Consider the following 12438-nt stretch of genomic DNA (forward strand, 5'->3'; position numbering starts at 1 on the left):
GTGCACTGTCACCGTAATTCCGTAATTCCGAACGGCTGGATGCGATCATGCGGGAGAAGCTTGACGATGAGAGGCTCGAACCGGCGGAGCGGCTAAGGTCGTATTTCGGTCGCATCTCCACAACTGCAGCCGAGGCGGAGTGGCAGCGCGGGTGCATGGTTCCTGATCTTGCCGCGGAAATCGCAGCTCATGGTGAGGCCCTCCGCGCGCGGCTCTGCATGGTGCTCGCGCAGCACTCTGCGCGGTTCGAGGCGGTCGCTCGTCTGCTCCGGCCTGGCGACGAAGACGCGGCAGCCGATCTCGGCGCCTTCCTGCTCGCGGCTTGGCACGGCACGCTGCTCAGGATGAAGGTCGAACGGAATTCGGCTGCAGTTGATCGCTTCCGCCGTATGCTCGAAAGCTTCCTCCATCCGGCTTCACAGCCATAGCCGCGCCTCATCAACGGGCTTGTGGCCCCTAGCCAACATGGCCAAGCGGGCCTTTTTTGTCTGTTGCCGATGGTCATGCGGACCGTCGTCCGGCGGGCGGATTTATGGGTAAACGCCCTAGCGGCGGCAGCGCGGACGCCGGGGCCAATCCCCCCTACGAGACCTTACACGTCCCCATAGGCCGACTCGGCCGGGCGCGTGGTGCGGCCGTAGCCGATGATCATGCAGAGCGCGCCGATGATCGAGAGGTTCTTCAGCGCGTCGACCAGCATCTTGGCGTTGTCGGGCGCTGCCATATTCCAGAAATCGTAGAACAGCACGGTCGCGACCGCGACGTAGACGATCAGCAGCATGGCGAAGAAGCGCGCGCCGATATTCAGCGCAATCATCAGGCCGGCGGTGATTTCGAGCGCCCCGACCGCGATCGCCAGCAGCTGCGGCGTGGTCATGGCGGTGGCGGTCTCGATCTGCTTGGCGTAGGGCGCGACCACATCAGGCACCACGACCTTGGTGGCGATGAAATCCGCCGTCGCCTGGATGGCGAAGAGCTTGGTGGCGCCCGTGTAGATGAACAGCACGGCGAACAGGATTCGCCCGAAAGTCACGAACGCTGGCATGATCGGCCTCTTGGCTCAGGCTTTTTGAAATCGGAACTTGGACGAAGGGACCGAGGGATTATGGAGAGTCGTGCGCCGGTTTACAAACGGGGAAATGGAGAACTGAAAGTAATTCAAAACTGGCGGCGGTGACGGCGCCCCTTCTCCCCCTTGTGGGAGAAGGTGGCATAGGCGGCCTCCAGCCGCCGTTCTTAGAAAACGCCTAAGCGAAGCTTCGGCTATGGCGCCGGATGAGGGGTATCTATCCGCGAATTCAACAAGCAGTTTCGTGCGCGGATAGATACCCCTCACCCGTCTCGCCGCTACGCGGCGAGCCACCCTCTCCCACAAGGGGGAGAGGGAAGAGCGAAGCGTCGCCCCTTACGTGAATAGCGTCGGCTGCTGCCTCGCCGCGCGCTCCTGGGCTTCGACCACCGCGACCGCCGTCATGTTCAGGATGCCGCGCGCGGTCACCGAGGGGGTCAGGATGTGGGCCGGGCGCGCCGGGCCGATCAGGATCGGGCCGACCGGCAGCGCGTCCGCCAGCGACTTGATCATCTGGTAGGCGACGTTGGCGGTGTCGAGGCTCGGCATGATCATGATGTTGGCCTCGCCCTCCAGCTTGGAGTGCGGCAGCACCATTTTTCGCGCCGCGGCCGAAAGTGCCGTGTCGCCCTGCATCTCGCCGTCGGCCTCGATCTCCGGATGCTTCTCCTTCAGCAGCTGGGTCGCCCGCCGCATCTTGCGCGAGGAATCGGTGTCGTAGCTGCCGAAATCCGAATGCGAGACGAAGGCGATCTTCGGCTTGATGTTGAAGCGCTGGACGTGGACCGCCGCGAGCGAGGCGATCTCGGCGAGCTCTTCCGCGCTCGGATTGGGCCTCACCTGCGTGTCAGCGATGAAGAACGCACCCTTGCTGGTGATCAGCAGCGCCAGCGCGGCGTAGTCGCTGATCCCAGGCGAGAAGCCGACGATCTCGCGGACATGGCGCAGATGGCTCATGTAGCGGCCCTCGACGCCGCAGAGCATCGCATCCGCCTCCCCGCGCGTCACAGCAAGCGCCGCGATGACGGTGTTGTTGGTGCGCACCACGGTGCGCGCCGCGTCCGGCGTCACGCCGCGGCGCCCGGCGACCTCGACATAGGACTGCACATAGGAGCGGTAGCGCGGATCGTCCTCGGGATTGACGAGATCGAAATCCTTGCCCGCCTTGATCGACAGACCGAAGCGCTTGATACGCGCCTCGACCACCGAGGGACGGCCGACCAGGATCGGCGTCGCCAGCTTCTCTTCCAGCACCACCTGCGTGGCGCGGAGCACGCGCTCGTCTTCGCCTTCAGCGTAGATCACGCGCACCGGCTGGGTCTTGGCCTTGGCGAACATCGGCTTCATGACGAGGCCGGAGCGGAAGGCGAAGCGCTCGAGCAGCGCGCGATACTCGTCGAAATTGGTGATGGGGCGCGTCGCGACGCCCGATTCCATCGCCGCCTTGGCTACGGCCGGCGCGATCCGGAGGATCAGCCGCGGATCAAACGGGCTCGGGATCAGCGAGCCGGGGCCGAAGCCGCCTGTCTCGCCGGTGTCCAGACTGCTCTGGGAGACCGCATCGGACGGCGCCTCGCGCGCGAGCTGCGCGATGGCCTCGACGGCGGCGTGCTTCATCTCCTCGTTGATGGCGCTGGCACCGACGTCGAGCGCGCCGCGGAAGATGAAGGGGAAGCAGAGGACGTTGTTGACCTGGTTCGGATAGTCCGAGCGGCCGGTGCAGATCATGGCGTCGGGGCGCACCTTGCGCGCCTCCTCCGGCATGATCTCCGGGGTCGGGTTGGCGAGCGCCATGATGAGCGGCTTCTCGCCCATCGCCTTGGCCATCTCCGGCTTGAGCACGCCGGGGGCCGACAGGCCGATGAAAATGTCGGCGCCGCCGATGACGTCGCCGAGGGTGCGCTTGTCGGTCTTCTGCGCATAGACCGCCTTCCAGCGGTCCATCGAGGTGTTGCGGCCCTCGTGCACGAGGCCGTCGATATCGCAGACCCAGATGTTCTTGCGCTGCGCGCCCATCGATACCAGCAGGTTGAGCGTCGCGATCGCGGCGGCCCCTGCCCCCGACGCCACGATCTTGACCTCCGACAGCTTCTTGCCGTTCAGCCGGAGGCCATTGGTGATGGCGGCGGCGACGATGATGGCGGTGCCGTGCTGGTCGTCATGGAAGACCGGGATCTTCATGCGCTCTTTCAGCCGCGCCTCGATCTCGAAGCACTCCGGTCCGCGGATGTCTTCCAGATTGATGCCGCCGAAGGTCGGCTCGAGCGCCGCTACCGTCTCGACCACGCGGTCGATGGTGTCGGCGGCGATTTCGATGTCGAACACGTCGATGCCGGCGAACTTCTTGAACAGGACGGCCTTGCCCTCCATCACCGGCTTGGACGCCAGCGGGCCGATATTACCGAGGCCGAGCACCGCGGTGCCGTTGGAGACCACGGCGACCAGATTGGCGCGGGTCGTCAGGGTCGCGGCCTCCGCCGGGTTCTTGGCGATTTCGGTGCAGGCCGCGGCGACGCCCGGAGAATAGGCAAGCGCGAGGTCGCGCTGGTTGGCAAGCGGCTTGCTCGCCTGGATCTCGAGCTTTCCGGGGCGCGGCAGTCGGTGATAGGCCAGCGCCGCCTGGTGGAGATCATCAGAATAGGACGACATGCGGTCTCTTGCCTCGCGTTACCGGCCTCAAAATGCATCATCCGGAGCGGCCATCCAAGCGGATGGTATTTCCGGGTCGTGGAAACGGGATGAAGCACGGCCGAAGGCCCGGTGGCAACATCCGATTGCGGCCCCATCAACAGGGCGGCTGGTCAAATATCTGATAGCGTTAGCTTTCCCTAGACCGCGCGACGTTTCCCGAATATGGCAGGTTGCGCAGTGCAAAACGGGCAACTGGAGCTGGGAATGAAGCGCATCCTGATCGGCCTGATCGTGGCAGCCATGCTCGCCGCGGGCGGATGGTTCGGCTTCAATTTCTACGCCAAGCACCGCGCCATCGCCGAGGTCGAGACGGCGTTCGAGCAGATGCGCGCCGGTGGTGGCAAGGCGAGCCACGGCAAGGTCGCGTTCGACCTGATGAGCCGGACGCTGACCATCGAGGACATCGCGGTCACGCCCGGCAGCCAGCCGCAAGCGCAGGTCAAGATTGCCGGCATCAAGGGCACCGGCGTTCGCCAGATCGACGACAGCAGGTTTTCCGCCGACACCATCGACATCACCGGCCTCGACGTCGCGCTGGACCAGGTCGGTCAGGCCAAGGTAAAGGCGTCCTACAAGATCCCGCAACTGACGATGCGCGACTATGCCGGCCCCCTTCACACCGGGACGGCTCCGGCGAACGGCTCCCTGATCGACCTTTACCGCTACGTGCTCGGTCAATATGCGAGCGTCACGGCAACCTCGCTCACGGCGCCGACACTGACGATGAGCTTCGATTCCGGCAACGGTCCCGGCGGCAGCGGCGAGGTCACCTATTCCGGATTGGCGATCCAGAACCTGAAGCGCGGCAAGATCGATGCGATGAAGGCGGACCGCGCCGCCGTCTCGGTCGACGTCAAGCAGCCAGGCAAGCCGGACAAGCTGACCGGCGAGCTGTCGAACGTCATCGTCAACGATTTCGACGCGACCGGGATCATCGCCGCGCTCGATCCGCAGACCAGCAGCGACGAGACCTATCATCGCGTCTACCGGCAAGTCTCGGCCGGCCCCTATGCGCTCAAATCGGCTCAGGGAATGCGTGTCGATATCGACGGCTTCGTGATGGAGAACATCGACGTGCAGCCGTCGAAATTCCGGCTGGCCGAGCTGTTTGCCGCGCTGCCGCAGGATCAATCGGCTATTCCGACGCCGGCACAGTCGCGCGAGATGCTGGAGAAGATCGCCGGAGTCTACGAGGGTCTTCGCATCGGCAAGGCCGAGGTCAGCAAGATCTCGATCGGCACGCCGCAGGGGACCGGCAAGGTCAACGCAATCAGATACCGCGAGGGCGAGTTCGCGGTCGAGGGCGTCGATACGCCGGCCCCGCAGGGACAGTTCAAGATGGAGCGTTTCGCGCTGAAGTCGTTCAGCGCAGCAAACCTGATGCGCTGGGCGGCCGGCCTCAGCAATCCCGGACAGGCGCCCTCGCCGGATCAGGTGCTCGGCCTATTCCGGGTGCTCGAAGGCGCCGAGATCAAGGGCGTGGTGTCGCCCTACAAGACCACGCGGCAGCTCGTCACCATCGACACGATCAGCCTGAACTGGGGCCAGCTGGTCGGATCGATCCCGAGCAAGGCCAACCTGGTCGTGAAGATGGTCACGCCCACCGATCCCGCCAATCCGGCGCAGCGGCCGCTGATCATGGCCGGCGTCGACAAGCTCGCGATCGATCTCGACCTTGGCGCGGCCTGGACGGAATCGTCCGGCGCGTTCGCGCTCGCGCCCGCCACCATCGATCTCGGCAATCTTGCCAGGGCGCAGGCCCGCTTCGCGCTCGCCAACGTGCCGCGCGGCCTGTTCACGACCGACCCGGTGCAGGCCATGGGCCAGGCGGCGCAGGTCGAGACCGGCGCGATCGAGCTGTCCTTGCGCGATAGCGGCGTAGTCGATCTGGTCGTGGCGCAGTTTGCCCGCCTGCAGAATGTCCGAAGCGACGCCGCGCGCAGCGCCATCGTCGAGATGATCAGGGCGCAAGGCGAGAAGATCGCGGCGTCCAATCTCGATGCCAAGGCAGCCGCGGGCGCGCTGGCCGACTTCGTCGCCACGTCAGGGCAAACGCTGAACATCAAGCTGACGCCGCTCGGCAAAGTGCCGGTGCTTCAGCTCATGGACGCCCTGAACAGCGAGCCGATCGTCGCGCTGGCGCAGTTCAGGATCGAGGCGTCGACGGGGTTGTAGGACGGGCTGCCTCGTGTCCCGGACGCGCTGCGGCACGCAGTGACGCTGCGCAGAGCCGGGACCCAGAAAGCTCACTGGTCGGGGAGACGTGGGCCCCGGCTCTGCAGCGCACCGCTAAGAAGCGCTGCGCTGCGTCCGGGGCACGAGATCACTTCTGCGGCAGGTTCACCCGCACATGCAGCTCGCGGAGCTGCTTTGTCGTCGCTTCCGACGGCGCGCCCATCAGCAGGTCCATGGCCTGCTGGTTCATCGGGAACAGCGAGATCTCGCGCAAATTCGTGGTGCCGCAGAGCAGCATCACGATGCGATCGACGCCTGCGGCCATGCCGCCATGCGGCGGCGCGCCGTACTGGAAGGCGCGGTACATGCCGCCGAAGCGATCGACCACTTCCTGCTCGCCGTAACCTGCGATCTCGAACGCCTTCACCATGGCTTCCGGCACGTGGTTGCGGATGCCGCCCGAGGCGATCTCGTAGCCGTTGCAGGTGATGTCGTACTGGAACGCCTTGATGGTCAGCGGATCCTGACCCTTGAGCGCTTCGAGGCCACCCTGCGGCATCGAGAACGGGTTGTGCGAGAAGTCGACCTTCTTGTCGTCCTCGTTGTACTCGTACATCGGGAAGTCGACGATCCAGGCGAGCTCGAACCGCTCCTTGTCGGTGAGGTTCAATTCCTCGCCGACCTTGTTGCGGGCGAGGCCCGAAAATTTCCAGAACTTGTCGGGGTCGCCGGCGACGAAGAAGGCGGCATCGCCTTCCTTGGTGCCGATCTGCGCGCGGATCGCAGCAGTGCGCTCAGGCCCGATGTTGTTCGCAAGGGGACCTGCGCCCTCGCCGCCCTCCCGCCACATGATGTAGCCGAGGCCGGGCTGGCCCTCGCCCTGCGCCCACGAGTTCATGCGGTCGCAGAACGCGCGGCTGCCGCCGCCCGGCGCCGGGATCGCCCAGACCTGGTTCTTGGGATCTTCGAGCATGCGCGCGAAGACCTTGAAGCCGGAGCCGCGGAAGTGCTCGGAGACGTCCTGCATCTCAATGGGGTTGCGAAGGTCCGGCTTGTCGCTGCCGTACTTGCGCAGCGCCTCGGCGAACGGAATGCGGCGCCAGTTCTTGCTGACCGGCTTGCCCTTGGCGAACTCCTCGAACACGCCGGTGATCACGGGCTCCATCGCCGCGAACACGTCTTCCTGCGTGACGAAGCTCATCTCGACGTCGAGCTGGTAGAACTCACCGGGCAGACGATCGGCGCGCGGGTCCTCGTCGCGGAAGCAGGGCGCGATCTGGAAGTAGCGGTCGAAGCCCGACATCATCAGCAGCTGCTTGTACTGCTGCGGCGCCTGCGGCAGCGCGTAGAACTTGCCGGGATGGATGCGCGACGGCACCAGGAAGTCGCGCGCGCCTTCCGGCGAGGACGCGGTCAGGATCGGGGTGTTGAACTCGAAGAAGCCCTGCCCCTCCATGCGCCGGCGCATCGACTTGATGATCTCGACGCGGGTCATGATGTTCTGGTGCAGCTTCTCACGGCGCAGGTCGAGGAAGCGGTACTTCAGACGGATGTCTTCGGGATATTCCTGATCGCCGAACACCGGCAGCGGCAGATCGCCGGCCGGGCCCAGCACCTCGATCTCGCTGACGTAGATCTCGATCTTGCCGGTCGGCAGATCGTCATTATCGGTGCCCTCGGGGCGGCGGCGGACCTTGCCGTCCATCTTGACCACGAATTCCGAGCGCAGCTTTTCGGCCAGCGAGAACGCCGGCGAGTCCGGGTCGACCACGCACTGGGTCAGGCCGTAATGGTCGCGCAGGTCGATGAACAGCACGCCGCCATGGTCGCGGACGCGATGGACCCAGCCCGAGAGGCGGATCGTCTCGCCGATGTTGCTGTCGCGGAGCGCGCCGCATGTGTGTGACCGGTAGCGATGCATGGTCGTCCCAAAATCAATGTCGGAGGAAGCGAATCGGACCGCCGGGAACGGCCGGTCCGAAGTTGCGGCAGGGTTTACCCGACGAGGCCCAACGCGGCAACCCAAGGCGGCAACCAAGGGAACGGCCTGTTTTGGGCTGGAAGCGCCCATTTTTGGCCGATTGGGCCCCAAGCCTTTGCCGATCCGCGTTCCCCGCCTATCTTACCTCCATGACCGTCCATTTCCCGTTCCAGAACTCGTATTCGGCGCTGCCGGACAGCTTCTTTGCCCGCGTTGCGCCGACCCCCGTCGCCGCCCCGCGGCTGATCAAGCTGAACCGGCCGCTCGCGGTCCAGCTCGGGCTCGATCCTGATCTGCTGGAGACCCCCGAGGGGGCCGAAATCCTGGCCGGCAAGACGGTTCCCGCCGGCGCCGATCCGATCGCCATGGCCTATGCCGGCCACCAGTTCGGGCACTTCGTGCCCCAGCTCGGCGACGGCCGCGCCATCCTGCTCGGCGAGGTCATCGACAGGGACGGCATCCGCCGCGACATCCAGCTCAAGGGCTCGGGCCCCACCCCGTTCTCCCGCCGCGGCGACGGCCGCGCCGCGTTGGGGCCGGTGCTGCGTGAATACATCGTCAGCGAAGCCATGTACGCGCTGGGCATCCCGACCACGCGCTCGCTCGCCGCCGTCATCACCGGAGAGCACGTCATCCGCGAGACCGCGCTGCCCGGCGCGGTGCTGACGCGCGTCGCCTCGAGCCACATCCGGGTCGGCACCTTCCAGTTCTTCGCGGTCCGCCGCGACACCGACGCGATCCGCCGGCTCGCCGACCACGTGATCACACGCCACTATCCGGACCTGCTGCATGCCGAGCGGCCCTACCACGCCCTGCTCGCCGCCGTCGTCGCGCGCCAGGCCGAGCTCATCGCGCGCTGGCTGCTGGTCGGCTTCATCCACGGCGTGATGAACACCGACAACTCCTCCATCTCCGGCGAGACCATCGACTACGGTCCGTGCGCCTTCATGGACGCCTACAATCCCGCGCAGGTGTTCTCGTCGATCGACGAGATGGGCCGCTACGCCTATGCCAACCAGCCGCGCATCGGCTTGTGGAATCTGACGCGCCTCGCCGAGTGCCTGCTGCCGCTATTTTCCGACGACCAGGAGAAGGCGGTCGCGGAAGCGCAAGATATTCTCGGCGCCTTCGGCGAGACCTTCAGCGACGCCTATCAGGCGGGCCTGCGCAGGAAGGTCGGCCTGTTCACGGAGCGCGATGGCGACGACGCGCTGATCCAGGACCTGCTCGATGCCATGGCCAAGAACCAGGCCGACTTCACCCTCGCCTTCCGCAAGCTCGGCGACGCGGCTGCTGATGAGGGCACCGACGTGCGCGCGCAGTTCATGGAGCCCGCAGCCTTCGACGAATGGGCCGGTCGCTGGCGCGCGCGCATTGCGCTGGAGTCGCAAACCGCAGCCGAGCGCAAAGCCGCGATGCACGCCGTCAACCCGATCTTCATCCCGCGCAACCACCGCGTCGAGGCCGTGATCCAGGCCGCGGTCAACAATGACGACTACGCGCCGTTCGAGGAGCTGGTGAAGGTGCTGGCGAGGCCCTACGAGGACCAGCCGGAGTATGCGGCCTACGCTGATCCGCCGCTCCCGGATCAGCGAGTGCTGCAGACGTTCTGCGGCACCTGACGGCTCGTCAGGCGCTCGGGCTCGTCGCGGACGACAACCGCATTTCTTTCCCAAGGATTCTATTTTCGTTTCTCGTATTTTCCTTTCCTGCGGGCGATCCCCATCCTGGCCCGAGTCATGCTAGGTACGTCCATGCGGAAGAACCATTTCAATCGGCAGGACACTAACTGCTACGAGCAGTTGGAATTCGTTCAGGCATGACAGAGCGCTCAGACGGCGGCATCCCCCATTCGGTCCTCGACACGCGCGGCCTCCCCCGACAGCAGGCGTTCAGCCTCTGGCAGGAGCACATAAGCCGCTACTATGACCTGCGCGCGCAACGGGAATTTGGGCAGGACTTCGACGTCCGTGCGGACTTCTGGCATCTCGGCAACGTTCTTTTCGCCGATTTTCGGGTGCCTCCTCAGGACTGGAGCCGCTCCCGCGCCTGCATCGGACGCGTCGACATGGACCTGTTCATGGTTCAGATCCTGACCAAGGGCTGGAACGGCCCACGGGACAGTGGAGTGACGGCTCGCGCCGGCGACATCATGGTTTTCGACATGTCGCAGCCAACGGACCGACGCGGTGGCGACAACCGTGCACTCACCCTGTTCCTGCCACGCAATCTGCTCGGTCCGCATCTCAAGGCATCCGACGAATCCCCGCTGCGCGTGTTGCCGGCTCACGACCCGCTCGCTGCCTTGCTCCGGGATCATCTCCTGGGCTTTCATGCGCGCTTGTCCGAGATGTCGCCGGACCAGGCCCAGGCGGTGATGCCCGCCACCGTGCAATTGACCGCCGCCGCGCTCAACGGCACGATCCGCCAGGAACAGGCTGGGGCAATACGCGTGGCTGTGGTCGAGCGGATCTGCTCCTATATCAACGCGCACCTCCTCGATCCCAGCCTCACTCCGCAAGGCATCGCCGATCGATTCGGGATGACGCGGCGCAATCTTGGCTATCTCTTCGAATCCCATGGCGGGGTTGCCGCCTACATTCGGCGCAAGCGCCTGTCTTCGATCCGAGCGGCCCTGATCCAACCGGCGCACAAGAGAGGCTCGATCGAGGCAATCGCCGAAGCACACGGCTTCAATCACTATCGCAGCTTCGCGCTCGCATTTCAGAAGCAATTCGGTCTCACACCGCGCGAGGTGCGCGCGCGGGGTCTCGAGGGCGCAGCCTTGTCGTCATCCATGCCATACGACAAGCTCGCGCAGTGGACGCACTGGCTCGAGTTCATGAAGTGATCGGCCACCGCACCTGACAGTGCCGCCAGCGATGCTGCCTGCGGCAAGCGCGACCGGAAGACGCTCACGCTTGCAGCGCGCATGTCGTTCATCGTCCTCCCCTCCTGGTGAAGCGACGCGTTTCTCTTTCCCGAAACTTCCGGTTTGGTTTCCCACCATTTCCGATTCCGAGAAAACTCGTTCCTTGTTCTGTCTTTTCGGCACGCGTTCCGCCTAAGAAGGAACATCGGCAGATTGCGCTCGCGCACGAACGCGCTGCCGTCGCCTCCAACCAGATTGCGACTGCAGTCACGTCGAACGACTACCTCCTGCTTCACCCTTTGGAGATTGAAATGCGTTTTGCGCGCCTTGCCGCATCAGCAGCTCTTGCCGTGTCAGTCGTCACGACAACACCAAGCATCGCCGCGCCTGTGACGGTCGGCACGTATTATGACGAGACTGTCAGCGCCAGCTGCGCCCCCGCAACGACCTGCCCGGTCTGGTTTTCGCAAACGCCGTCCGATATGCTGTTGTTGGTGCAGAAGGTTCATTGCGACGTTATCGGCCAACCCAATATCATAGCGGTTGCGCGGCTGATGATTGCCACGACAAAGGGTGGAACAGCTCTGCAGCGCGTTCTTCCGCTGCCGCTCGTGTCGCTGACGGCCGGCACGGCGGTCTCCGGGAGTTACTTCGAGAGCATCGATACGGACGCCCAATGGCTGATCGGCCAAGGACGATTTCCGTTCGTGCAGTTAAACGCATCGGCCACAAACAGCTACGTCAGCGGGGTGTGCACGATCAGCGGACAGCTGATCGCTCCGCCGTAAGTTGAACGACGGACCCGAGGGACGCAACCCGTTTCCAACTCCGGCGATCGACAACCGGATCGCGACTGGAGCCACACCTCCCCTACACATATTTCACGATGGAGATTGAAATGCGTTTTGCGCGCCTTGCCGCATCGGCAGCCCTTGCCGTATCACTCGTCACGACAACACCAAGCATCGCCGCGCCTGTGACGGTCGGCACGTACTACGACGAGACTGCGACTGCTGTCTGCGGCCCCGCCTTTACCTGCTCCGTCTGGTTTTCGCAAACGCCGTCCGATATGCTGCTGTTGGTGCAGAAGGTTCATTGCGGCGTTGTCGGCCAACCGAATATCATACAGATTGCGCGGTTGATGATTGCCGCAACAAAAGGTGGAACTTCCCTGCAGCGCGTTCTTCCGCTGCCGCTCGTGTCGCTGACGGGCGGCACAGCCGTCTCCGGGAGTTTCTACCAGAGCATCGACACGGACGCCCAATGGCTGATCGGCCAAGGACGATTTCCGTTCGTGCAGGTATACGCATCGGCGTCGAACGCCTCCATCAGCACGGAGTGCACGATCAGCGGACAGCTGGTCGCTCCGCAGTAGGCCGCCCCCGAAAAGTGGGGCGTTCGCAGCGCTCGTGGTCCACACCAGACAATTGGTGCCGGGCGCCCCGCCGCCCAGCCATGGCCGCGCAGCGTTGCGGTCAAACTCGTCGTTTCGATAGGGACGGCGAAAATCATTTGCCTCGGCCGAATCCGAGGCATCACGCCACCGACTGCACAGCGAGCTGACCCGGTCGTCCCCGTCTGCCGTTCTGCCCAACAATTTGCGGCGCCGGCAACCACTGTCATCAAACTGAAACACTGGCACTCTAACCG

Annotated in this window: 9 protein-coding genes; 6 read left to right on the plus strand and 3 right to left on the minus strand. The window is 64.7% G+C overall.

All coding sequences use genetic code 11. The features are described 5' to 3' along the window. The first annotated feature begins 47 nt into the window (after positions 1-47). A complete protein-coding gene (locus RAD16_RS06600) occupies positions 48-428 on the plus strand; it encodes an LmrA/YxaF family transcription factor (protein WP_458157071.1) in 381 nt (126 codons plus the stop codon). 164 nt (positions 429-592) lie between these two features. On the opposite strand, the gene RAD16_RS06605 is transcribed toward RAD16_RS06600, so the two are convergent. Together RAD16_RS06605 and RAD16_RS06610 are read right to left on the minus strand one after the other, a co-directional pair. After that, complete coding sequence (locus RAD16_RS06605) at positions 593-1045, minus strand: DoxX family membrane protein (protein ID WP_458157072.1); 453 nt, start codon at positions 1043-1045, stop codon at positions 593-595. A gap of 360 nt (positions 1046-1405) precedes the next feature. After that, entirely contained in the window at positions 1406-3718 is a 2313-nt protein-coding gene (locus tag RAD16_RS06610; protein WP_458157073.1) for an NADP-dependent malic enzyme, read from the minus strand. 246 nt (positions 3719-3964) lie between these two features. On the opposite strand from RAD16_RS06610, the gene RAD16_RS06615 reads away from it, so the two are divergent. After that, entirely contained in the window at positions 3965-5935 is a 1971-nt protein-coding gene (locus RAD16_RS06615) for a hypothetical protein (RefSeq protein ID WP_458157074.1), read from the plus strand. A gap of 148 nt (positions 5936-6083) precedes the next feature. On the opposite strand, the gene aspS is transcribed toward RAD16_RS06615, so the two are convergent. Beyond that, positions 6084-7856, minus strand: coding sequence for an aspartate--tRNA ligase (gene aspS / locus RAD16_RS06620; protein WP_458157075.1), 1773 nt, complete (start codon positions 7854-7856; stop codon positions 6084-6086). Positions 7857-8065: 209 nt separating this feature from the next. Here aspS and RAD16_RS06625 point away from each other — a divergent pair, with 209 nt between their 5' ends. The 4 genes from RAD16_RS06625 to RAD16_RS06640 all read left to right on the plus strand — a co-directional run bounded on the left by RAD16_RS06625 (position 8066) and on the right by RAD16_RS06640 (position 12163). Continuing rightward, positions 8066-9538: a protein adenylyltransferase SelO gene (locus RAD16_RS06625; RefSeq protein WP_458157076.1), complete on the plus strand. Its 1473-nt coding sequence runs from the start codon at positions 8066-8068 to the stop codon at positions 9536-9538. 197 nt (positions 9539-9735) lie between these two features. After that, positions 9736-10767: a helix-turn-helix domain-containing protein gene (locus RAD16_RS06630; protein WP_458157077.1), complete on the plus strand. Its 1032-nt coding sequence runs from the start codon at positions 9736-9738 to the stop codon at positions 10765-10767. A 332-nt stretch (positions 10768-11099) separates the two neighbouring features. Then, entirely contained in the window at positions 11100-11576 is a 477-nt protein-coding gene (locus RAD16_RS06635) for a hypothetical protein (RefSeq protein WP_458157078.1), read from the plus strand. A gap of 110 nt (positions 11577-11686) precedes the next feature. Next, the gene (locus RAD16_RS06640) at positions 11687-12163 is read left to right on the plus strand and encodes a hypothetical protein (RefSeq protein ID WP_458157079.1); all 477 of its coding nucleotides are present in this window, start codon (positions 11687-11689) and stop codon (positions 12161-12163) included. Positions 12164-12438: the final 275 nt, after the last annotated feature.

Source organism: Bradyrhizobium sp. 18BD (assembly GCF_054185225.1).